This window comes from Polaribacter sp. 20A6 (assembly GCF_011378915.1).
Lineage (GTDB): Bacteria > Bacteroidota > Bacteroidia > Flavobacteriales > Flavobacteriaceae > Polaribacter > Polaribacter sejongensis.
Genome location: NZ_WTPZ01000008.1, coordinates 43,513 through 67,409 on the forward strand (window position 1 = coordinate 43,513; position 23,897 = coordinate 67,409).

Sequence of the window (23,897 nt, forward strand, 5' to 3'; positions counted from 1 at the left end):
TATTATTTTACCGCTTCTTTATAAGCTTCTATAGATTTCCGAACACTTTTATGTTGTTTCAACAACTCACTTGCTAATTCTGTATCAATATTTAGTTCATCCATCACCATTTTTACACCTCTAGAAACTAGCTTTTTATTAGAAAGCTGCATGTCTACCATTTTGTTTCCTTTTACTCTACCTAGTTTTATCATAACCGTTGTAGAAATCATATTTAAAGCCAATTTTTGAGCAGTTCCTGCTTTCATTCTTGTACTTCCTGTTACAAATTCTGGTCCTACTACTAATTCTATAGGGAAATCTGCTTCTAATGCAACAGGAGAACCTTCATTACACGTAATACAACCCGTAACTATGTTCTGCTCTTTTGCTTTTTGCATACCTCCTATTACGTAAGGTGTAGTACCAGAAGCTGCAATTCCTATTAAAACATCTTTATCTGAAATGTCATGTTCTTTTAAAGTTTCCCAAGCTAATTCTGTATCGTCTTCGGCATTTTCTACTGCTTTTCTAAGTGCAATATCTCCACCAGCAATAATTCCGATTACCCAATTATCAGAAACGCCATAGGTTGGCGGACATTCAGAAGCATCTAACACTCCCAACCTTCCGCTTGTTCCTGCTCCAATATAAAACAGACGTCCTCCATTACTCATTTTTTCATGAATTACATCTACAAGTTTATGTATGGATGGAATTGCCTTTTCAATTGCTAAAGGAACCAATTTATCCTCCGTATTCATATTTGTGAGTAACTCTGTGGTACTCATCTGCTCTAAGTTATTGTAATCTGATGCTTGTTCTGTAGTTAATTTATTCGTCATTTTTGTTTCGTATAAGGATTAAACATAGTATAGTAAGGCATGCATTTAATAAAATGTTCATAAAACCTAAATCAAATGAAAACTTAACTTTAACTATGTAATTTATGTAATAAGTAAGTAATGGCATTAAAACACAGACATAAGGTACCGCTGTATCTTTTATTTTTATTTTAGTGAAAATACCCAACAGGTAAAGCCCTAATAAAGGACCATACGTATAGCCTGCCACTTTAAAAATTGTTGTAATTACGTCTCCTTTACTTCCTGAAAACAACATTATAATAATGAAGATTACAATAGAGAAAGCTAGTAAAACATAATTTTTAAGACGTTTTTTTTCTTTTGAATTTTTATGAGTAATATCTAAAAAGTCATGTGTAAAAGATGTAGTTAACGCCGTTAATGACGAATCTACACTAGAAAATGAAGCAGCCGTAATTCCTAAAATAAAACTGATTGCTGCTACTGTACCAAAACTCCCCAAAGAAAGCATTGGAAATAAGTTATCTGTATGAATAAATTGACCGTTTTCTGTTTCTAATTGAATTCCGAATTTTTCTGCATATAAATATAACATCACTCCTAAACCTAAAAATAAAAATTGTGCTAAGGCCAAGAATAAACTAAAGGTAAGAATGTTACGCTGCGCTTCCTTTTTACTTTTACAGGTTAATGTTTTTTGCATCATGTTTTGATCTAAACCAACCATGGCAACTGCAATTAAAATTCCTGAAATAAACTGTTTAAAGAAATTGCTACCAGAATTAAAATCCCAATTAAAAACCTTAAAATATTTATGATTTGTCACAGATGTAATGGTTTCCGAAAAACTTAAATTTAAAGAATCTTTAATGATATATATAGATACAACTGCTGCCAATAATAGAAAAAATGTTTGCAACGTATCTGTCCAAACAATTGTTTTAATACCAGATTTGTTTGTGTACATCCATATTAAAATCAATATGATAATTACCGTTAAGAAAAACGGAATATTCAACGCATCAAAAACAGCATATTGTAAAATTTTTGCGGCTAACAATAATCTTAAAGCAGCTCCAAACGATTGAGATATCAGAAAAAATAAGGAACCTGTTTTATAGGTTTTAGGACCAAATCTTGTTTCTAAATAACTATAAATAGAAACGAGTTGTAAATTGTAATAAATAGGAATTAACACATAGGTGATAAAAATATATCCTACTACATTACCAAAAACAAATTGTAAATAATAGAAATAATTATTACTTACCATTCCTGGAATAGAAACAAATGTAACACCAGACATTACGGCTCCAATCATTCCAAAAGCAACTACTTGCCATGGAGATTTTCTATCTCCGGTGTAAAAAGAATCATCACTTGTATTTTTTGAAGCAAAGTGAGATATTAACATTAATACTCCAAAATAAGAGATAATGATTAATAAAATTATGGTTGAATTCATGTACTTTATTGTTTAACGTTTTAAAATCTAAATCAGTCGATTAAAATATTTTTACTTTTTAATAATTCTAAAAACGGCTGTTTTATCTTCATTACTCACCACTTTTAATAAATAGATTCCTTTGGATAATTCAGAAATATTAATTTTATTCAAATCAGTTGTACTTTCTTTTAGTAAACGCCCATTTAAATTATAGATATAAAGCTTATTAATAACCAAGTTGATGTTTGCCTTTATATTTATGATGTCTGATGTAGGGTTTGGAAAAACACTTAATTGATTTTTAAATTGATAATCTACATTTGCCAAAGCAGCGTCTACCGTAATCTGAATACAATTGGTATTATTAACCTCATCACTTTCGGTTAATTTACCTTCATTATCAGCAGAAAATAGGATAAAATAAGTTCCAGCAGCTGTAATACTAGGAATGGTAAGAGTTTCACTCTCGTTTTGAGAAGTACTATCACTACCAAGATTAGAACTACTCTCTCCAAGTAAAATATCATTTTCACTCAAATCACAATCCGTAGATAAATAATAACCAAGATTAAAACTAGGTAAATTAGTAGCTAATTGAGATCCCGAATAAGTTTGCGTAGCAGTAACATTAATGTTATTTCCTGCATTTACAACCAATGGGCTCACAACTGTATTTATCACTTTTATATCTTCAGGTTCTACAGAACCATTTATTGTAATTTGTATGCAACTTACATTATTAGTCTCATCACTTTCGGTTAATTTATCTTCATTATCTGCGGAAAATAGAATAAAATAAGCTCCTGCAGTTGTATTGTTTGGTATGGTAAGAGTTTCACTCTCATTTTGAGTTGTATTATCACTACCTAAATTAGCACTACTCTCTCCAAGTAAAACATCATCTGAACTCAAATTACAATCAGTAGACAAATAATAACCTAAATGAATATTAGGTAAGTCTACAGCTAATTGAGACCCTGAATAACTTTGTGTCGCTGAAACCTCAATATTTTCACCTGCGTTTACTGTTGTTAAATTTACAAGTCCATTAGAGATTATAATATCTTCAGCAATTACTGCTTCTGAATATGTTGCTACAATATCATACGCACCTCCACTACCATCATCTGCATCTACAACTAAATAATACGTTTGTCCTGCAATACCATTTTCAAAAGTTGCTGAAGACGAACTTACAGCTCCTAAACAATCTGAAGGATCGCAGCTTCCTAAAATATAAACATCTAAATCTCCTGAAAAATTAGATAAACTTACTGTTATTGTTCCATCTGCCGTAGGAGTTATTTTATGAACTCTCTCCGGACCTGTTTCTGTCCAAGAGTTGCAACCGAAAGTAGAAACTTTTGAACCAGCCGTAGAGCTACTTCCAGAATAAGTAACACCATTACTTAGTTCTATTGCACTTGAGCAATCTAAACCTGGCGCTGGAGTTGTATCTGTATAACATGAAAACGCACTTATAGAAGTTCTAATGCTTGGTAATAAATCATAAAGATCTGTACCAGGACAAGCAGTTGCTCCACCATCTTTATGACCTGAAACATTGTTTAAGCTAAGTCCCGATGACGCATGATAACTAGCACCTGTTACATCTATATTTTTATCTGTTGCCTCCCAAGATATTATATTCTTTAAAGAAGTTAAGGCTTTTGCAGAAGGAGATTCTAAAGTAAAATCACCAATCATACAAACACCCATTGTACCCGCATTATGTCCGCTAAAATGTGCTCCTGCAACACCATTTCCTCTTCCTTCATAAATAACACCATTTCTATCAATTAACCAATTGTATCCAAGATCAGACCATCCGTTGGTGTTTACATGTAAATCCCAATAATACCTGATTTTTTCTGCATAATTAGTATTCGCTGGAAAAACAATTCCATCTCCTGTATGATGTACTATAATATGAGTAGGTGTTGTGTAACTTGGACTTGTTTGAGCAGGACGCGTACCATTTGTATCCCAACAAGCTCTTCCACAAAAGTCGGGTTGCGTACAATCTGCAAAACAAAAATACGATGACATCAAAACCAATAAGAATACTATTTTTTTCATAAAGAGGATTATTTTTCAAATGTGTATATTCTAAATATCACTTCACTTTTTGTTATTTTACTTGATTTAAATTGGACTTTTTGTACCGAATTTTTTAAATTTTGTGGCGAAAAGACTTTGCGATTTGGATTTTCGACATGCTCATTTTCCTTCAATTCTACCCAATCAGACCAAGCGTCATTTTCTAGAGTTTTATAAAAAACGGTGTAATCATCATTATATTTAGAATACGCTGAAAGCATAGCTCCTGATGTTGTTGATAAATCAACCTCTACAGGTTTTCCTATTATATTCTTTTGATCATCTTCCTTTGAAAAAGTTTGATCAATAACAAAAATATTATCTTCTTTGACAATGGAAACTTCATTGTTGTTTGGTGTAGTTAGTGTAGTAACCTTCGGCTTAACCTCCACGTTACTCTCCTCCACTTTTTTCTTAGAATTATCTTTACAATTACTTAGTAAAAGTAAAAGGATAATAAAGTAAGGTATTATTGATTTATGTTTTTTCATATGTATACAATCTTAATTATTATCCTCTTAAATAGTTATATATTAAAAATTAGTCCTCCTATATTTGACTTCAAATTACATTCTTTAAAATAAGGAGTGAAAATCGACTTTCATACCATCTCACCCCTTACTAGTTCAAAAAAATAAAAAAACAAACATTAAATTAATTATTGGGGGACTCGCTTTATAGTTAATTTTTATCCCACCACATTCTTGTGGTTAAAAGATCTCCTCCTTGTACAGCTATTGCAGCTTCAACATTGGTCGAATTATTTAATTTTTCGGATGCTGGATAAGGAAGTCTTCTAGGAATTTCTCCATTGGTAAGAGTTGCCGCAACATTTGCAGGTACTAAAGCTGGATATCCTGATCTTTTCCAGTTAGAAAAAGTTTCTAAACCATTACCAAAAGTTGCTACCCAATATTGCTCATTTATCATTTTTAAAGCTTGCGCTGGCACAAACGGATTAGCACTTAAATAATCATTTATTTGAGTAGTTGTAATATCTGCAGCACTTCCATACATAGATAAATATTGCATTGCCGCTGTTACACCTGCATTATAATGCGTTTCTACATTTGATGCTCCTCCAGCTAACCCCCAACGTTCTGCAGATTCTGCTAACATAAACTCTACTTCTGCATAGGTTTGAAAGAAAAAAGGCGCATCATAAATGACTATACCAGAACCTCCAAAAATGTTAATATTTGGCTTAGAATTTGCTTCACCCCTTGTTTCATCATTGATATCTTGTCCAAATTGTAGTGCAAAATCAGTATTTCCATCCACTGTAGATGCTAAAACAGAAACTCTTGGATCGTTTCTTGTTTTCATAAAATCCATGAAAGTTTTAGAAATCTTAACCTGTGTAGATGCTCTAGAAGTAAAACCTTTTGTTAACGGGTTTACGTTTGGTCCTCCATCATTTGCCGAGTTTTCGTATTGAATATATGCAATATCTTCATTGCTTGTCATTACACCTCCATCAATTGCTTTGGTTGCCCAAGATTTAGCAGCAGCTTCATCTACTTTTACCATTCGCAATGCTAAACGCAACATTAATGAATTTGCAAACTTATTCCATTTTGCAACATCACCAGAAAACATTAAATCTGCAGAACCAAAAGAACTTGTTCCGCCAGCACTTAAAGTTGCGGTTGCACTCTCTAAAGACAATAACATGTCTGCATAAATAGCACTTTGCTGATCATATTTAGGAAAACGAATTCCTTCTAAAAAACCTTTACCAGCTTCACTGTAAGGAATATCTCCATACACATCTGTAATTCTACTAAAAATTAATACTTTTTGCACTTTAGTAATTGCCAAATCCATCGTTGCTGTTGGCTCTGTACTTACCTCTAATTGCGCTTCTAAATCTACAATATTCTTAACCGTAGTCTTAAATTGCTCTTCAAATAACCAATGTGTATTTCCTTCTTTATATAAAAATGATGCATACGACGTATTATTTAAATGTTGTACGTTTTGCATTAAGTGAATTATATTCCAAAATAAATAGGCTACATAACTACTACCTCCCGTATATAACTGAACATAGGTGAATTTTGTAGAAGGATCTAATTGTACTGGCTTTGTTGGATTTACATTAAGCTCTTCGAAACCATCGTCACAAGCACTTAAAGTAAACATTATAATTATGAATGAAATAAATATTTTTTTCATGATCTGTTTTTTTAAAATTTAACATTTATTGCGAATCCATAACTTCTAGTTGATGGTGTTCCGAATCTTTCTATACCCTGAGAGTTTAAATTGTTTAATGAAGCTTCTGGATCTACATTATCTATTTTTTTAGAAATGTAAAATAGGTTTCTTCCTATTAAAGAAAGTCTTACATCACTTACAAAAATATTTTCTAACGTTTTTTTCGGTAAACTATACGCTATACTTAATTCTCTAAATTTTATAAAATCTGTACTGTACACAAACTCTTCTGAAATACCAGAGTTTTCCTCACCAATAAAACCATAATAAGTTCTTAAGTTTTCTGGTGCTACCGTCATTGTAAATGGGTTTCCTGTTGCATCATCTATACCAGATACCACTAAACCATCTTCTCTACCTTCTAATGTTTTTTCATGTAAACCTCGCATCATTAACTCTCTGTTGGTACCAGAATGAACACTTCCGCCAAACTTAGCATCAATTAAAAAGTTTAATGAAAAATCTTTGTATTTAAAAGAGTTAGAAAAACCTAAAGTATATGGTGCAACACCTTGTCCCAAAATTTTGTTTTCTCCCTGAATTGGTTTCGGAATAGAACCTGTTGTGTTATACATAATGTTACCATCAGCATCCCTCTTGTAAGAAGACCCCCAAATTACACCATAATTTTCGCCAACTATATGAGAAATAATTGCTGTTCTAGAACGCGTCTGGCTACCATCAACATTAATAGCAGTATCCTCATCATCTGTATGAACGATTTCACTGTCGTTATAACCAAAATTGAAAGAAGTGTACCATGAAAAATCTTCCGTTTTAATTGGAGTACCACCTATTAAAAATTCAAAACCTTTATTTTGAAGTTCTCCAATATTAAGAATTGACGATGTAAAACCAGATGATTGAGATGCAGAAGCACTTACAATATCATTAGTAGTTTGATTTTGATAATAAGCAACATCTAAATTTAAACGATTCTGAAAGAAACGTCCATCAAAACCTACTTCAAATTCATTCTTTTGAAAAGGAACTAAGTTAGGGTTAGGAATAGAATTACCATTTAATTGCCCAAAAGATTGTCCTTGAAAAGAACCTGTAATTGCATAATCTAAATTTAAACTATAAGCATTACTAGCTCCACCCGCAACTTGCGCGTAACTTGCTCTAAATTTAGCATAATTAACCTGTTCTGGTAAATCAAACAATTCGTTTAATAATAAACTCTGACTTAGAGACCAGTAAAAACCATTGTTTGGAGTTGTCTTTCCAGGAAAAGATAGTGTAGAAAACCAATCGTTTCTTCCTGTAAATGTTAAGTAAAAGTACTTGTCATAACTTACTTCAAAAGATCCATAAAGTGAATTTGTTTTTGTTTTAGAATATCCAAAACTTGGTTCTGGCAACGTTGTATTGTTAATATCTTCTAAACCTTCTACAATAAAACCTCTACCCAACGCACTTAAAGATTCGAAAGAAGATGTTCTTGTATTTGCTCCAATAATTGAGCTTGTAGAAATTTTTTCTGTTAAATCTTTATTAATACCTAACATTAAATCTCCATTAAACAATGTATACGTAGATTTTGCTTCTGTCATTTCACCAGCTGGTCTGTATGCTGTTCCAAAAGGAGTTACTCTTCTTCTACTTAAATCATAGGTATCTATACCTGCACGACCTGTTAAATATAACCAATCATTAAAATCATATTTTAAAGATGTAGATGCTGTAAATCTATTTTTCTTATCATCATTATTAAAAGCATCTGTTGCCCAATATGGATTAGAAATAAACTGACTTGGTTGAAACAATAACTCTGTACCTTCTTCATTAAAGCCTGGTTTTAAATCTGTAATATTAAGACTACTTGGCAACACATAGGCTACTGTATTTGCATTACCTGGTGTATCTCCAATATTAATACGATTATGTACTTTTTCAATAACATATTTTGCATTAACTGTAGATGTTAATTTAGGAGTAATATTTGCAGAAGCATTTAATGATATCGATTTTCTATTTAAAGTAGTATTCGGAAAAATATCATCATTATCTAAATTAGAAAAAGACAAACGATAATTATATTCCTCTCCTCCTTTAGATAATGCTACTGTATTTATAACTGTAGAACCTACGTTATAAAATTTATCTAGGTTATTTCCTGTATTTGAATAAGGTCTTTTAGTACCATCCCAATTATAAACCATTGAGCCATCTAACTTATCTCCCCAAGACTGTAAAGAACTTACAAAAGAATCATCAATTGCATTGGCTATATTAGAAATTTCAACTGGCTGACCGCTACCATCATACTCATAACCTGGTTTTAATCTATTATTTCCTTGTCCGTAAGTAGTTTGAAAATTTTGTAAATCAGTATTAATTTTATCAAAAGTAAAAGAACTAGAAAGCTCTACGCCCATTCTTTTTTGACCTTTTCCTGATTTTGTAGTAATCATAATAACACCGTTAGATGCTAAAGAACCGTAAAGTGCGGCAGCAGAACTTCCTTTTAAAACGGAAACACTTTCAATATCATCTGGGTTTAATGAAGAAATATCATCTCCTCCATCTCCTGTTCCATCATTGGTTGCACCAACTACAGAACCATTTGTGTTGTTAATAATAGGAATTCCGTCAATTACATATAAAGGTTGGTTGTTTCCTGTTAATGAACTTGCTCCACGAATAATTACCCTACTAGATCCAGCAGCTCCTCCACTACCTGCAGAAATATTTACACCAGCAACTCTACCTTGTAAAGAATTAACAGCACTTGTGCTTTTTACCGCAGACATATCTTCTCCACCAACTTCCGTTAAAGAATACCCTAAAGATTTCGCCGCTCTTTTAATACCAAGTGCGGTAACCACAATCTCATCTAAACCAGTAGCATCTGCTTCTAACGCTGCGTTTATAACTTGATTTTCTCCAGTTAAGGTTATTGTAACCGTTTTATAACCAAGATAACTAAAGGCAATTGTTTTTCCTTTTAAATCCTCAGCCTTAATAGAATAATTCCCATCAAAGTCGGTAACACTACCCTTATTAATTTGACTAATAAAAACGCTAACTTCCGGCAATGGTATTTCACTGCCTTTCTCTGTAACAACTCCCGAAATAGTCCTTAATTGAGCAAATGTACTTTGCACAATCAAAAACACTATCAAGGACAATGTTAGTTTGTAATTTTTTTTCATCTAGTTTGAATTTGAATTATTTAAGGTAAAGATATAAAAAAAACAAAAAGCTGCAAGTTAATTGCATGAATTTGCAATATTTAATAAAATTATTCGAAAAATTAAATATTTCAAGAAAAAAACACGCATCCATTGCGATTTCAAGAATTATTAAAAATTACCAAATAAGCACAAAATCAATCAATACAACAATAAATGAATGTATCACTAAGGAAAATGAACAAAAGCTACTCTATTTAACATTAATTGTAAATTAGTTAATTTTTGCGTTTTTAATTACAAAAACGCAAAAAAACGGCAAAAAAAATCATTTTAAATAAAAAGCATTTGCAAAATGGTTAAATAAAATCTTACTTTTGAAAAAATCATTTTTTTATGAAAAAGAAAGAGAGACAGCAAAAAGTAGTAGACGAAGTAAGTATTAACAGACAGGTTAGTTCCACTTTTTTGGCTGAAAAATTAAATGTTTCAGAAGACACTATTAGAAGAGATATAAAGGAGTTAGATAAAAAAGGACTACTAACCAAAGTACATGGAGGAGCAATTTCTACCATGCAAAAACTCTATCATTATAATGAAGATGTAATCTACAAAAGAGAAGAAAAAGTTGTTATTGCTAAGAAAGCAATTACTTTAGTAGAAGACGGAATGGTTATTATAATGAGTGGAGGTACTACAAATTTGATGTTAGCAAAATTATTTCCAAAAAATTTAAAAGCAACCATTTATACATATAGCTTACCAATTGCAATGCAATTGGCAGAACACGCAACTATTGAAACTATTTTTATTGGAGGTAGAATACAAAGAAACTCGATGGTAACAACCGGTATAGATGTAATTCAATATTTATCTAACATTACCGCAAATCTTTGCTTTATAGGCGTAAGCGCTTTTAATGCTGAACAAGGAATTACTGGCGAAGGCTACGAAGTTGCCTTGGTTAAAAAAGCAATGATTGATTCTTCTGAACGCAATGTCTACCTATCTACTTCCAACAAACTAAATATCAGGCTAAATTACGATATCTGTCCTCTTAAAGAAATTGATATTGCCATTACGGACCTAGAACTAGACGACCCTATATTAAAACCCTATATTGACTCTGGCGTAGTTTTAATGTAATTTTCATCAAGAAAGGAGCGATTATTAGAATAAATACAACAACATCAATGAAAATGCTTTTTTATAAAAACACCAAATCAATATATATTATTGTTTTATTTACTTTACTATTTATTAATTGTAGTAAAAAAGTCTATAATACAGAAATAAAAAAAGGCAATGAAACACAAAAAAACATTGAAATTGAAAAAAATGTTGATGTTGAAAAAATTATTGAAGCTAAAAAAATCATTGAGGTAAAAAAGCGGGTAGTTCCTGCTCCTGAAAGAGAATTTAGAGCTGCTTGGATTGCGAGTGTTGCTAATATAAATTGGCCAAGTAAACGTGGCCTTTCTAGCAAACAACAAAAAGAGGAAGCTATTAAATTATTAGACCTCCTTCATAAAAATAATTTTAACGCCGTTGTATTACAAGTTAGACCACAAGCAGACGCTATGTACAAAAGCGACTTAGAACCTTGGTCTTATTTTTTAACAGGAACGCAAGGCAAAGCGCCTTCTCCGTATTATGATCCTCTAGAATTTTGGATTAAAGAAGCACATAAAAGAGGACTAGAATTACACGCTTGGTTAAACCCTTATAGAGCACACCACACCACTGGAGGCGAAATAACCTCAGCCTCTATTGTTAGCAAACAACCAGAATTAGCTGTAAAACTAGAAACTGGTTTTTATTGGTTAGATCCAGGAAATAAAAAAACGCAAAACCATAGTTACAAAGTTGTTATGGACATTGTTGAAAGATATAATGTAGACGGAATTCATTTTGATGATTATTTTTACCCATATCCTTCTTATAACAACAACAAAGATTTTCCTGATGATAAAAGCTGGAAAGCATACTTAAACACTGGCGGAAAATTAAATAGAGATGATTGGAGACGAGACAATGTAAACCAATTCGTTAAAAGTATTTACACAAACATAAAAGAAACAAAACCTAACGTAAAATTCGGAATTAGTCCTTTTGGCTTTTGGAGACCTAATTATCCTGCTTCTGTAACTGCTGGTTTTGACCAATACAGCGAATTGTATGCAGATGCAAAACTTTGGCTAAACGAAGGATGGATAGATTACTTTACACCGCAATTGTATTGGCCAATTAATAGAATGGATGTTAGTTTTCCTGTTTTATTAAATTGGTGGATAGGAGAAAACACCAAAGAAAGACATCTTTGGCCAGGAATGAGTATTGGTAGAAAAAAAGGAGAAGAAGCCATTGACGAAACCATCAATCAAATTATGATTACGCGTGGAATGACCTCAAAATCTCCAGGAACGGTGCATTGGAGCATTGCCCCTTTAATTGATTCTCCAGAACTTACGGAAGCAATTTTTAACGGTCCTTATAAAAAACAAGCATTAACACCAAGTTACCCTTGGTTAAGTACAACAACGCCAGAAGCACCAATTGTAAATTATTCAAAAGAAAAAAACAACTTACAGGTAACCTGGACACATAAAAATATTGATAAAATTGCCAATTGGGTAGTGTATTATAAATACAACTCTAAATGGGATTATAGCATTCATGGTAATTTTACTAATTCACAAAATATCCCTTTAGTTAAGGTTGATGATAAAAATTCAAAAAGCGTTTTAAAAGCGATTGCAATAACTGCTGTTGATAAATTTGGAAACGAGAGTATTGTTAAGGAAATTAATTTATAGAAATTAAATTACCATTGTCAGTTCGAGCGCAGTCTAGAACTATTAGATTCCTAAAATTAGGTTTCGACTACGCTCAACCAGACATATTGCATTTAATTATGCAATTATAATATTTCAAAACAAGTACTAATCTCTTTAAAATAAATTACTGAATATTATTTTTAGCTTCAATCCATTTACTCATATATTTTGTGGCTTGTAACGTTTGGTGTTGCAACAAATTCCCTAAAAAATTCTGAGTTCTGTGTTGTTCTAAATTTTCTTGAATTTCTTTTATTTGATTGATAAAAAGCACACCTAACTTCTCTTTATCATATATTTCATTGATAATTTCAGCTCCTATTAATTGATAACTTTTCCACAAATTTTTATTTCTATATAGTTCTGCGGAAATCAATGCAAAATCAGAAAAATCATTTTCTACAAAACCATTCCAAGGAAATCTATCACACATTCCTTCTGCTCCAATTTCTGTAGTTACACTTGGCGTTCCACAAATCATTGCTTCTGTCAATTTTCCTTTTATCCCTGCCCCAAAACGCAACGGAGCTAAAACAATTCTCGCATTTCTCACCACTTCTTTAGCGTCCTCTGCAAAACCCTTAATAATAAAACCTTCCTTTTTATTATGTAATTGATTTATTTGCTGATTCGCATACGCACCATAAATATGAACTTCTGCTTTTGGAAGCAGCTCTCTAATTTCACTCCAAATTTCAGTTTTCAAAGTCAAAACAGCATCTACATTTGGTTTGTGAAAGAAATTACCAATAAAAACAAAGTTTGCTCTTTCTTCAAAAGATTTCCATTTTTCTTGTTGATGATCATCAATCTTATCTAATAAAAAAGGCAGATAATACAAGATTTTTTCATCAACCTTAAAAACAGATTTTAATAAATCCATTTCATAGGTAGAAATAATCAAACTCATGTCGCAACGTAAAATAGCCGCAATTTCTCTTTTTGCATCATCAGATTTTAATAATGCTTCTGTTGTAAATTCTTCTCCTTTTTTTAATTGTTGATGACGTGTTTTTCGCAGAAAATGTAAATCTTCCGTATCTAAAATCCGAATTGCATTCGGGCAATTTTCCGCAACACGCCAACCAAATTGTTCTTCCATCATAAAACGATCGAACATCACAATTGTTGGTTGTAACTCTTTTATAAAACCATCAAAAGAAGCATTGTTTAATTCAATAGAAACTTCATCAATCCCTAAAGAACTTAAACTTGTAGCTTTTTCACTTTTTTGAGCAGGAGAAGCAAAAGTTATTTTAAAATTATGTTTTAAAAACTGCTCAATTAATTGCATCATTCTACTTCCGGCAGCAGAAGAATTTGGCTCAACCCAAACATAACCAATAATTAAGACATGTTGTTCTGTCAATTCTTTCAAATCATTTTTCATTTAAAACCCTTTTCTTTTTAAAATTTATTTAGCTAAAATTTAAGAAATTCAGATTGGTAAAACTACTTATTTCTTACTTTATTCTATGAAAATATATGTATTTTTGTTCATCAATATAAGAAACAAAGCGAAAGGTTACACTTTACGCAAAAAAACGCAATCATGAAATACGATATTATTGTAATTGGATCTGGTCCTGGAGGATACATTTCTGCAGTTAGAGCATCTCAATTAGGTAAAAAAGTAGCAATTATTGAAAAATATTCAACTTTAGGAGGAACTTGTTTAAATGTTGGATGTATTCCTTCTAAAGCATTATTAGATTCTTCTCATCATTATTATGATGCTGTTAATCATTTTGACGAGCATGGAATTTCTGTTGAAAACCCTACGTTCGATTTTGGTAAAATGGTAGAAAGAAAAGCCAAAGTTGTAGAAACAACTACAGGAGGAATCACATATTTAATGGACAAAAACAATGTTGATATTTTTGAAGGTTTAGGTTCTTTTGAAGATGCAACACATGTAAAGATTACTAAAAATGATGGTTCTTCAGAAATAATTGAAGGAACTAATATTATTATCGCAACAGGTTCTAAACCGTCTACTTTACCATTTATTTCTTTAGACAAAGAGCGTGTTATTACTTCTACCGAAGCTTTAAAATTAACTGAAGTACCAAAACATTTAATTGTAATTGGTGGTGGAGTTATTGGTTTAGAGTTAGGTACGGTTTACAAACGTTTGGGAGCAAATGTAACTGTTGTAGAATACGCACCAAAAATTACACCAACTATGGATGCTGATGTTTCTAAAGAACTTACAAAAGTTTTAAAGAAACAAGGTATTAAGTTTGCTGTAAGTCATGGTGTTACTTCTGTAGAAAGAAATGGTGATGAAGTTATCGTAAAAGCAAATAACAAAAAAGGTGAAGAAGTTACTTTTACTGGAGATTATTGTTTGGTTGCTGTTGGTAGAAAAGCATATACAGAAGGTTTAGGTTTAGAAAAAATTGGTGTAGAGGTTAACGAACGTGGTCAAGTTACTACAAACGATCATTTACAAACCAACGTTTCTAATATTTACGCAATTGGTGATGTTGTTAAAGGTGCAATGTTAGCACACAAAGCAGAAGAAGAAGGTGTTGTTGTAGCTGAATACTTAGCTGGCGAAAAACCACATATCGATTATAATTTAATTCCTGGTATTGTGTATACATGGCCAGAAGTTGCTGCTGTTGGTAAAACAGAACAAGAATTAAAAGATGCAAAAGTAGATTACAAAGTTGGTAAATTTTCTATGAGAGCTTTAGGTAGATCTCGTGCTAGTGGAGATACAGATGGTTTTGTAAAAGTTATTGCAGATAAAAATACAGATGAAATTTTAGGAGTTCACATGGTTGGTGCACGTGTTGCAGATTTAATTATGGAAGCTGCAGTTGCAATGGAATACAGAGCATCGGCAGAAGATTTGGCAAGAATTTGTCATGGTCACCCAACGTACTCAGAAGCGGTAAAAGAAGCTGCAAAAGCTGCTTGGGATGGAAAGCCTTTAAATGCTTAATTAGTAAAATATATAATTTTAAAAATCTCGAAATACATTTATTTCGAGATTTTTTTTTGCGCTTCATTTTCTTCTAAAGCCGTATAATCTAGTTTCCATCCAATAGTTTCCACGATGTTTTCCATTAATAAAATGGCTTCTAAAGCTTCTTTATTTGCCAATTTTATTAAATTACTTTCTGGTATTTTATTCAACACATGTTCTTTTGCGTCTTTATTTAAACTGGTAAAATCTTCTGTACCAAACTTATTTAAATAACCATTTTTTATATCGTAAAACTTAATATCGCATTCAATAGAAACAACTTCTGGCTGTGGAAAATTTGATAAAACAATTTCTTTTTTTTCTGTATTAGCTGCCAGTTTAATTTTTCTGAAATCGAAACCAATGTGTGCTTTTGCCTGAATTAAAACAATCGCCTTCTTCTTACTGCTAAATCCCCAAAAGTTTTCTTTGGTATTTTCATGATGATAAATTTCAGAGAAATCGCCTTCTACAGTAATCAATTTAGACACTTTCTTTATTTTATCCAATAAAATAACTGATTGCTTTTCTACTAAATCCTTTTTCTTTGATACTGAAAATCGTTTCGATATCACATAGGAAATCCCTAAACCAATAATCAATCCTAAAATAATTAACTCCATAATGTAAATATACTACCAAAAAATAAATATAAAAAAAACATACTTGTCAATTCATATCAAGAGGCTTTTATCTTTCCTTTTTCTTTTTAAAAAGTTACTTACTTTTATAACATGAAAAAAAATATGCTGTTACTTTCTTTTTTAATGATTTTTTACAATCTGAATAGTCAAGAAAGTGAGACCCCAAAAACACAACCTTCTAAATTTTTATCAAACTTTTACTATAGTGTTAACTTTGGTGGTATTTTTTATCCTTTTTCTAATGATAACTTAATTGATGGTTATAAAACAGAAACCTTCAGTAAAAACTATTTTTCAGGAAAATTAGGTTTTGGGTATAAAATAAAAGAAAACCTAGCATTACAATTTGGAGTTATTAGACCTGCTTCTTGGTTTAAATATGACAATGTAAATAATATTGGTTATTTTAGAAGTGTGTGGATTAACGCCTGGTATTTATCTCTTAAAAAGAACATCAACATTACCAATAAATTATCTTTTTTTGGAGAATTAGGCGCTGCAAATGTTACAAGAAGTGGTTTTTCTATTGAAGACAAAGTAATTTATGACGATGCTCATTTTGGAAGTTTGCTCTATGGTTTTGGTTTCAATTATCAATTAAATGACCGATGGAAATTGGCTCTAAATGGAACCTTTTTTCCGAAATCGGATAAACACAATCAACCTTCTATTTCACAAGCCTCTGTTGGTTTTGAATACCACATTCAAAAAATACCTAAAGAGTTGGCTTTAGAATACGAAAATGACGAAAGATATTTCTTTCCAAAGAATATTTTACAAGTAAGTTACGGAACCAGTAAAATTGGTTTTGGAGCAAACCAATTTTTCGGGATGAGCTTAAAAGTGGGTAATTTCGAAAGTTTCGGAATTCCAGTTTTTTGGGTTGGAGACGTAAAAGCAGAAAATTCTTTTTCTATCACCTACCAAAGGCTTGCCTTTAGAACACAAAAACTTTTTTCTCTAGATTGGGGTGTTAGTGTTACCGCTTTTAACACGGAAGCCACCAATACAAATGTGTTTGCGTTTTCCATTTTCCCAACCATGCGTTTTTACTTAATGCGAAGAGATGGCTTTGACATGTACACCAATTATTCTTTAATTGGCCCAACTTACTTAACCAAAAGCAACATAGATAATTTAGAAACAGGCCCAAAAATTACGTATCAAGACACAATGGGACTAGGTGTTTTCTTTGGTAAAAAAAGAGCTTACAATGCAGAACTTAGAATTATGCATTACTCTAACGGAAATATTTTTACTGAAAATTCTGGGGTTGCAATTCCTATCCAATTTACAATTGGAAAAACATTTTAACATCAACATCAAATCAATTTAAAAATTTACATCTCAAAGAAATAAGAATTGTATTTTTGAAGCGAATATGCAAAGAACAACTCGCACTTTTACTGTTGATAACACTATTGAATTTAAAGATAATTTATTGTCTTGGGCACAACAATTTGAAACTGTTATTTGGTTAGATTCTAATAACTACCATCAAAAATACTCTAGTTTCGATGCCGCTTTAGCTGCAGACGATTTCACTTCTATTAAAACCGATTATTACAATGCGTTTGAGAAGTTAAAGGAATACCAAACCATTACCAAAGATTATATTTTTGGTTACATTACCTATGATGTTAAAAATGATGTTGAGCAACTTTCTTCCAAAAATTTTGATGGTTTAGATTTTGCCGATTTGTATTTTTTCCAACCTAAAAAGCTTGTTTTTATAAAGGGAAACTCTGTAGAGTTTCAGTATTTAAGAATGGTAGATGATGAAATTGAAAGTGATTTTGATGAGATTCTTAAATCTAAAAATCCAACAATCCAGCAATCTAAAAGTGACATCAAAATAAAACTACGAATTCACAAGGATGAGTATCATGCAAAAGTAACCGAAGTTTTAGAACATATAAAAAGAGGCGATCTTTACGAAGCTAATTTTTGTCAGGAATTTTATGCAGAAAATGCGGTTATAAATCCGGTTGAAGTATATAAACACCTCAACCAAATTTCCGAACCACCTTTTGCATCCTTTTTAAAATTAGATGACAAATATGCTCTGTGTGCTTCACCAGAAAGATATATTAAAAAAGAGGGCACAAAAATAATTTCTCAACCAATAAAAGGAACTGCAAAAAGATTGGTTAGCGAGTTTGATGACGCACAATTAGCCTTAGACTTAACGCGAGACGAAAAAGAACGTGCAGAAAATGTAATGATTGTAGATTTGGTTAGAAATGACTTGTCTAAAACCGCAAAAATAGGAAGCGTAAAAGTAGAAGAATTGTGCAAAGTGTATTCTTTTAAGCAAGTACATCAATTAATTTCTACGGTAGTTTCTGAAGTTGAAGAAAACACACATCCGATAGACGTGCTACAAAGTACGTTTCCGATGGGAAGTATGACCGGAGCGCCTAAAGTTTCTGCCATGAAAATTATTGAAGATTTAGAAGAAACCAAACGTGGTTTATACTCTGGAACGATTGGTTATTTTACACCAGAAAACGATTTTGACTTTAACGTAATTATAAGAAGTATCTTATATAATGAAGCCGAGAAATACATCTCCTACTCTGTTGGTGGTGCCATTACAGCACAATCTGTTGTAGAAAAAGAATATGAAGAATGCTTGTTAAAAGCAAAAGCAATGAAGTTTGCATTATTGAATTCTAAGTAAACAGTAATCATAAAATAATTAACAATAAATATGACAACATTTAAAAAAACAGCTACTTTACTGCTAATTGGGTTCTTATTTTTCTCACATTTTTCGATCGCTCAAAATGAAAAAATCACTTACGGAAATCCCTCTGAAGTGGGTATGGACTCACTTTACATTTACAACAAGGTAGATTCTATTATGAATGTTGGTATACAACAAGAAGCATTCCCTGGTGCCCAAATTTTAGTGGTAAAAGACAGTAAAATCATTTTTAATAAGACCTACGGTTTCCATACCTATGACAGCATTCAAGTAGTAAGTTTAGATGATATTTACGATTTAGCTTCTGTAACAAAAATTACAGGACCTTTACCTGCTTTAATGAAACTCCATTCTGAAGGAAAACTAGATTTAGACAGTCCTTTTAGCAAGTATTGGAAACCTTGGAAAAAAAGGAAAGACAAGAAAGAACTTACCGTTAGAGAAATTTTAGCACATCAAGCAGGATTAAATCCGTACATTATTTTCTTGAATGAAGTTTTAAAGAAAGATGGAAAAATCAAGTCTCGTTTTATCAAAAGTAAGGCAAGCAGAAGATTTAAAAATGAAGCTTACGAAGGACTTTATGTTAAGAATCGATTTAAAAATAAGGTCTTTAGACAAATTAATAGATCTAAAGTTTCTGATGTAAAAAAATATAAATATTCCGGATTAAGCTTTTTAATTTATCCTGACTTAATTTCAGAAATTACCAAAGAAGATTATACAGCGTATTTGCAAACCAATTTTTATGGTCCATTAGAAGCAACCACTTTAGGCTACAGACCAAAATCTAAAAATTTCAACAACTTAATTGTACCAACGGAAGTCGATAGCCTTTTTAGAAAAGGACTTACAAAAAACTGGGTTCATGATGAAAACGCAGCTCTTTTAGGTGGAATTTCGGGTAACGCAGGTTTGTTTGGTACTTCATTAGATTTGGCAAAAATTATGCAGATGTATGCCAATTACGGAATCTACGATGGAAAAAGATATATTTCTGAAAACACGGTACGAGAGTTTACTAAAATTCAATATCCAGAAAATGAAAACAGAAGAGGTTTAGGTTTTGACAAACCATTAATTGACAATGCTACATTATCTATAAAAGAGGCGTATCCTGCGCCAGAAGTAAGTCCAGAAAGCTTTGGACATAGTGGTTTTACGGGGACTTTTGTTTGGGCAGATCCTACAAATAATTTGGTTTTTATATTCTTATCAAACAGAGTATATCCCAATAGAAACCATAGAAATATATACAATCTAAATATAAGACCAAAGCTGCAGCAAGTGTTTTATAAAGCAATAAAAGACAATCAATAATTTTATTTAAATTTACATGATGATACCAAATCAAGAAGAACTTTTTCAAAAAACTTTAGACAGTTTAGACGAAAAACCAACAGAACAAAATATGTTTAACATGTTTTTAAAGTTATACCCAAAGGAATGGAAAGATTTAAAAATTACCTTTTCTAAATTTAACAGAAGTAAACAATTTGGTAGAACTATTCCGTTGCCAAAACCAGAAGTTTCTATCAGAAAAGAGATTCGTGCTTGGTTAAACAAACAATAAAATGTTTGATTTTATAGGATGTATTTTAGATACTTACTTAGACATCAAACATTGGTTTAAAACCAAAAAAAGAAGGAAGTATGAAAAAGAAAATAACCTCCCAAAAAGTATTGTTTGGCATCCAATGACAAAACCGTTGTTGATTTTCTTTATCATTATTACTCCTATTATCTTCCTATTTTCATTCTTCTTTTTTAATAATGAGAATAAAAAGAGAACTACAAAAAGAATGCTGGAAATTTCTAAACTTTTAGAAGCAGAAAAGAAACAATTTGGAAAATTTCCATCAGCATTAAAAGATATTATTAGAAACAACCCGTTAAGAAGCAATTTAACAACGGATTATTGGAAATCTACTTTTGTATATATCCCATCTAAAGATGGACAAAATTACCAATTGACTTCTTTAGGAGGAGATGGGAAATTGAATACAAAAGACGATATACAATACTCTTCAAATTAAATAACACTATCACATTTAAAATTGTTATTTTTGAGGTATAATGCTGAAAAAACTAGAGAACCACATTCATCAAAATCTTCCTTTTTTAAAGGATAAAAAGTTATTAATCGCCATTTCTGGCGGAATTGATTCTGTAGTATTAACACATCTTTTATCTGCTTTAAAGTTTGACATTTCTTTAGCACATTGCAACTTTAATTTAAGACCAATCGAGTGTGATAAAGACGAAGAGTTTGTAAAAACCTTAGGTAAAAATCTAAATACCGAAGTTTTTACAATTCATTTTAATACGTCAGAATTTGCCAAAGAAAACAAACAATCTACACAAATTGCTGCAAGAAACTTACGGTATGATTGGTTTAATGAACTTATAGAAAAACACCAATTCGATTATATTTTAACAGCACATCATGCAGATGATAATTTAGAAACTTTTCTAATTAACTTAACGCGTGGTGCCGGTTTAGATGGCTTAACCGGAATTCCGGAAATTAATGGAAATATTGTGCGTCCGCTTTTAAAATTTTCTAGAGAAGAAATTTTAGCTTTTGTAAAAGAAAATAATATTGCTTGGCGAGAAGACAAAAGCAATGCATCTACAAAATATATCAGAAATAAAATTAGACATCAAATTCTTCCCGTTTTAAAAGGAATTAACCCTAGTTTGCTAGAAACTTTTGAAAAAACAACGGCACATTTAAAGGAAAGTCAGCAAATCATTGAAGATAAAATTGGTGAAATATCATCAGAAGCCATCGCATCAGAAAATAGTATTTCTAAAATAGATATTTCTAAAATCGAAAAATTATCGAATCCGAAGGCTTATTTATATCAGCTTTTAAAAGACTATAATTTTACAGAATGGGACGATGTTGCTGATCTACTTTCTGCCCAATCTGGAAAACAAATTATATCTAAAACACATACTTTATTAAAAGATAGAAGTTTTTTATTACTTTCTAAAAAAGTTTTCTCTGCTGTACCCAAAATAACAATTGAGATAGACGAAAATACGACCATAATTACAGCACCTATCCATTTAAAAATTGAAGAAGTACAAGAAAAATCAATAGAAAATAAACAAACTATTTATGTCGATAAACAGCTTCTAAAATTCCCGTTAAAACTTAGAAGATGGCAAGATGGAGATTTCTTTTATCCATCTGGAATGACAGGAAAAAAGAAATTAAGCAAGTATTTTAAAGACGAAAAATTTTCGCTTTTACAAAAACAAAATACTTGGCTACTCTGCAATAATGACAATGCCATTATTTGGATTATTGGATCTAGAAAAGACAATCGTTTTAACAAAAACGAAGCTACAGATGAACTTTTAAAAATTTCAATATAAAATTAAACCAATAGAATTATGAAAAAACTACTACTATTAATTGCTTTTACAACAATACTATCTTGTAAACCAGAAATCGAAAAAAATATAGATTACGCTATTATTTCTGGTAAAATTGAAAATACAGATTCTAAAACAGCAATAATATATAACCAATTTACAAAGAATAAAATTGCTGATATAACCATTGCAGAGGATGGTACCTTTAGAGATACTTTAAAAATAACCACAGATTTGTACGCACTGCGTCAAGGTAAAAATTCTACTGAATTGTATCTTCCAAAAGGAAGCAATCTAAAAATTGAATATGATGCAACAAAAAAAGATTCTACTTTACAGTTAACCGGTAGCTATAGCGCTATTAACAAATACCTATCTGATAAAGTATTAGTTACAAAAACTGCAACTGGAGATCAAAAAGAAATGTTTTTAAAAGATGAAGCAGATTTTAAAACACACATATTAAAAATAAAAACTGCAGAAGAAGGGCTTTTATCTAAAGCATCTGATATTCCGGAAGACTTTAAACAAAACGAACTTAAAAACATCCATTACAACTATTTGTCTATTTTAAACAATTACGCTCCTTATCATGGATATTATTCTAAAGATAGAAGTTTTAAAACTTCAGAAAATTTCTTAGATGAATTAAAAAATATCGATTTAGAAAATGAAAATGATTTTCTATTCTCTGAAGGATATAGAAATATTGTAAGTAACTCAATAGCAATCAACGCAACAGAATTAGCTGAAAAAGATTCCATAGCCAATGACATTGCCTATTTAACATTGACAGCAAAAGTTGAAAGCAATCAAATAAAAAATAAATTATTATTTGACACCGCTAAATACGGAATAACCTACACAGACAATTTAGATGAGTTTTACACCCTTTTTGCGAACAATTCTACTGACGAAGAAAACAACAAAACAATTACAACTGCCTACAATAAATTGAAGGCTTTGGCTAAAGGAAGTATTTCTCCAAAATTTGTAGATTATGAAAATAACGCAGGTGGAACCACATCTTTAGACGACTTAAAAGGAAAATATTTGTATTTAGATATTTGGGCTACCTGGTGCGGACCTTGTATTGCTGAGATTCCTTCTTTAAAGAAATTAGAAAAAGAGTATCATGGTAAAAACATTGAATTTATAAGTATTTCTATCGATAAAACGAAAGACCATGAAAAATGGAAAAAAATGATTGTAGATAAAGAATTAAAAGGAATACAATTATTTGCTGACAATAATTGGGAATCTAAATTTGTTGAAGAATATATGATAAAAGGAATTCCTCGTTTTATATTAATAGACCCACAGGGAAATATTGTGAATGCGAATGCTCCAAGACCGTCTGATGAAAAATTAGTTGAAACACTGCAGTCTTTTGAATTATAAGCCTTAAGATTCTTAAAAAAACTTAAGAAATTGTCTAAAAAGGACTAAATGTTTTGATACTGATCTGGTTTCAAGATCTCTTCTTACTGAAATTCAACCTTCATAAGAATTTGAAATTAATTCAGATTGACAAAAATACTTTTTAGACAACTTCTTTTATAGAAAACTTACGAGCATAAAGATTTATGCAAACTATTTTTAATCTTATAAAAACAAAATTATCCAATAAGT

The 23,897-nt window shown here is 31.2% G+C and carries 18 protein-coding genes; 10 read left to right on the plus strand and 8 right to left on the minus strand.

The window, feature by feature from the left end:
- Positions 1 to 2 precede the first annotated feature (2 nt).
- The 6 genes from murQ to GQS57_RS16110 all read right to left on the minus strand — a co-directional run bounded on the left by murQ (position 3) and on the right by GQS57_RS16110 (position 9,731).
- Complete coding sequence (gene murQ, locus GQS57_RS16085; RefSeq protein WP_165733886.1) at positions 3 to 824, minus strand: N-acetylmuramic acid 6-phosphate etherase; 822 nt, start codon at positions 822 to 824, stop codon at positions 3 to 5.
- Positions 814 to 2,271, minus strand: coding sequence for a sodium:solute symporter (locus GQS57_RS16090; RefSeq protein ID WP_165733887.1), 1,458 nt, complete (start codon positions 2,269 to 2,271; stop codon positions 814 to 816). Before GQS57_RS16090 ends, murQ begins: the two co-directional genes overlap by 11 nt.
- 51 nt (positions 2,272 to 2,322) lie before the next feature.
- The gene (locus GQS57_RS16095) at positions 2,323 to 4,332 is read right to left on the minus strand and encodes a T9SS type A sorting domain-containing protein (protein WP_165733888.1); all 2,010 of its coding nucleotides are present in this window, start codon (positions 4,330 to 4,332) and stop codon (positions 2,323 to 2,325) included.
- 8 nt (positions 4,333 to 4,340) lie between these two features.
- Positions 4,341 to 4,844: a hypothetical protein gene (locus GQS57_RS16100; protein ID WP_165733889.1), complete on the minus strand. Its 504-nt coding sequence runs from the start codon at positions 4,842 to 4,844 to the stop codon at positions 4,341 to 4,343.
- A 190-nt stretch (positions 4,845 to 5,034) separates the two neighbouring features.
- Positions 5,035 to 6,531, minus strand: a complete 1,497-nt coding sequence (locus tag GQS57_RS16105) for a SusD/RagB family nutrient-binding outer membrane lipoprotein (protein WP_165733890.1) — start codon at positions 6,529 to 6,531, stop codon at positions 5,035 to 5,037.
- Positions 6,532 to 6,542: 11 nt separating this feature from the next.
- Entirely contained in the window at positions 6,543 to 9,731 is a 3,189-nt protein-coding gene (locus GQS57_RS16110; protein WP_165733891.1) for a SusC/RagA family TonB-linked outer membrane protein, read from the minus strand.
- Between the two features lie 375 nt (positions 9,732 to 10,106).
- Between GQS57_RS16110 and GQS57_RS16115 the strand changes: the two genes are divergently transcribed.
- Together GQS57_RS16115 and GQS57_RS16120 are read left to right on the plus strand one after the other, a co-directional pair.
- Positions 10,107 to 10,856 (plus strand): DeoR/GlpR family DNA-binding transcription regulator, encoded by a 750-nt coding sequence (locus GQS57_RS16115; RefSeq protein ID WP_165733892.1) that lies wholly within the window; start codon positions 10,107 to 10,109, stop codon positions 10,854 to 10,856.
- A 47-nt stretch (positions 10,857 to 10,903) separates the two neighbouring features.
- Positions 10,904 to 12,526: a glycoside hydrolase family 10 protein gene (locus tag GQS57_RS16120; RefSeq protein ID WP_240915504.1), complete on the plus strand. Its 1,623-nt coding sequence runs from the start codon at positions 10,904 to 10,906 to the stop codon at positions 12,524 to 12,526.
- Positions 12,527 to 12,671: 145 nt separating this feature from the next.
- On the opposite strand, the gene GQS57_RS16125 is transcribed toward GQS57_RS16120, so the two are convergent.
- A complete protein-coding gene (locus GQS57_RS16125; protein ID WP_240915505.1) occupies positions 12,672 to 13,937 on the minus strand; it encodes a glycosyltransferase family 4 protein in 1,266 nt (421 codons plus the stop codon).
- 162 nt (positions 13,938 to 14,099) lie between these two features.
- Here GQS57_RS16125 and lpdA point away from each other — a divergent pair, with 162 nt between their 5' ends.
- Positions 14,100 to 15,500 (plus strand): dihydrolipoyl dehydrogenase, encoded by a 1,401-nt coding sequence (gene lpdA / locus GQS57_RS16130; RefSeq protein WP_165733893.1) that lies wholly within the window; start codon positions 14,100 to 14,102, stop codon positions 15,498 to 15,500.
- A gap of 38 nt (positions 15,501 to 15,538) precedes the next feature.
- Here lpdA and GQS57_RS16135 read toward each other — a convergent pair whose 3' ends face one another.
- Entirely contained in the window at positions 15,539 to 16,147 is a 609-nt protein-coding gene (locus tag GQS57_RS16135; protein WP_165733894.1) for a DUF4230 domain-containing protein, read from the minus strand.
- Between the two features lie 111 nt (positions 16,148 to 16,258).
- On the opposite strand from GQS57_RS16135, the gene GQS57_RS19025 reads away from it, so the two are divergent.
- From GQS57_RS19025 to GQS57_RS16175, 7 genes are all read left to right on the plus strand, one after another.
- Entirely contained in the window at positions 16,259 to 17,482 is a 1,224-nt protein-coding gene (locus tag GQS57_RS19025) for an acyloxyacyl hydrolase (RefSeq protein ID WP_240915506.1), read from the plus strand.
- Positions 17,483 to 17,549: 67 nt separating this feature from the next.
- The gene (locus GQS57_RS16150) at positions 17,550 to 18,851 is read left to right on the plus strand and encodes an anthranilate synthase component I family protein (RefSeq protein WP_165733895.1); all 1,302 of its coding nucleotides are present in this window, start codon (positions 17,550 to 17,552) and stop codon (positions 18,849 to 18,851) included.
- Positions 18,852 to 18,881: 30 nt separating this feature from the next.
- Positions 18,882 to 20,198, plus strand: coding sequence for a serine hydrolase (locus tag GQS57_RS16155; RefSeq protein WP_165733896.1), 1,317 nt, complete (start codon positions 18,882 to 18,884; stop codon positions 20,196 to 20,198).
- A gap of 16 nt (positions 20,199 to 20,214) precedes the next feature.
- The gene (locus GQS57_RS16160; protein ID WP_306772168.1) at positions 20,215 to 20,451 is read left to right on the plus strand and encodes a hypothetical protein; all 237 of its coding nucleotides are present in this window, start codon (positions 20,215 to 20,217) and stop codon (positions 20,449 to 20,451) included.
- Position 20,452: 1 nt separating this feature from the next.
- Positions 20,453 to 20,914: a hypothetical protein gene (locus tag GQS57_RS16165; RefSeq protein WP_165733897.1), complete on the plus strand. Its 462-nt coding sequence runs from the start codon at positions 20,453 to 20,455 to the stop codon at positions 20,912 to 20,914.
- A gap of 40 nt (positions 20,915 to 20,954) precedes the next feature.
- Positions 20,955 to 22,265: a tRNA lysidine(34) synthetase TilS gene (gene tilS / locus GQS57_RS16170; RefSeq protein ID WP_165733898.1), complete on the plus strand. Its 1,311-nt coding sequence runs from the start codon at positions 20,955 to 20,957 to the stop codon at positions 22,263 to 22,265.
- Positions 22,266 to 22,283: 18 nt separating this feature from the next.
- Positions 22,284 to 23,666, plus strand: coding sequence for a TlpA disulfide reductase family protein (locus GQS57_RS16175; protein WP_165733899.1), 1,383 nt, complete (start codon positions 22,284 to 22,286; stop codon positions 23,664 to 23,666).
- Positions 23,667 to 23,897: the final 231 nt, after the last annotated feature.

Coding starts and splice junctions, on each gene's coding strand:
- murQ (WP_165733886.1), bottom strand. CDS start 824: ATGACGAATAAATTAACTACAGAACAAGCATCAGATTACAATAACTTA.
- GQS57_RS16090 (WP_165733887.1), bottom strand. CDS start 2,271: ATGAATTCAACCATAATTTTATTAATCATTATCTCTTATTTTGGAGTA.
- GQS57_RS16095 (WP_165733888.1), bottom strand. CDS start 4,332: ATGAAAAAAATAGTATTCTTATTGGTTTTGATGTCATCGTATTTTTGT.
- GQS57_RS16100 (WP_165733889.1), bottom strand. CDS start 4,844: ATGAAAAAACATAAATCAATAATACCTTACTTTATTATCCTTTTACTT.
- GQS57_RS16105 (WP_165733890.1), bottom strand. CDS start 6,531: ATGAAAAAAATATTTATTTCATTCATAATTATAATGTTTACTTTAAGT.
- GQS57_RS16110 (WP_165733891.1), bottom strand. CDS start 9,731: ATGAAAAAAAATTACAAACTAACATTGTCCTTGATAGTGTTTTTGATT.
- GQS57_RS16115 (WP_165733892.1), top strand. CDS start 10,107: ATGAAAAAGAAAGAGAGACAGCAAAAAGTAGTAGACGAAGTAAGTATT.
- GQS57_RS16120 (WP_240915504.1), top strand. CDS start 10,904: ATGAAAATGCTTTTTTATAAAAACACCAAATCAATATATATTATTGTT.
- GQS57_RS16125 (WP_240915505.1), bottom strand. CDS start 13,937: ATGAAAAATGATTTGAAAGAATTGACAGAACAACATGTCTTAATTATT.
- lpdA (WP_165733893.1), top strand. CDS start 14,100: ATGAAATACGATATTATTGTAATTGGATCTGGTCCTGGAGGATACATT.
- GQS57_RS16135 (WP_165733894.1), bottom strand. CDS start 16,147: ATGGAGTTAATTATTTTAGGATTGATTATTGGTTTAGGGATTTCCTAT.
- GQS57_RS19025 (WP_240915506.1), top strand. CDS start 16,259: ATGAAAAAAAATATGCTGTTACTTTCTTTTTTAATGATTTTTTACAAT.
- GQS57_RS16150 (WP_165733895.1), top strand. CDS start 17,550: ATGCAAAGAACAACTCGCACTTTTACTGTTGATAACACTATTGAATTT.
- GQS57_RS16155 (WP_165733896.1), top strand. CDS start 18,882: ATGACAACATTTAAAAAAACAGCTACTTTACTGCTAATTGGGTTCTTA.
- GQS57_RS16160 (WP_306772168.1), top strand. CDS start 20,215: ATGATGATACCAAATCAAGAAGAACTTTTTCAAAAAACTTTAGACAGT.
- GQS57_RS16165 (WP_165733897.1), top strand. CDS start 20,453: ATGTTTGATTTTATAGGATGTATTTTAGATACTTACTTAGACATCAAA.
- tilS (WP_165733898.1), top strand. CDS start 20,955: ATGCTGAAAAAACTAGAGAACCACATTCATCAAAATCTTCCTTTTTTA.
- GQS57_RS16175 (WP_165733899.1), top strand. CDS start 22,284: ATGAAAAAACTACTACTATTAATTGCTTTTACAACAATACTATCTTGT.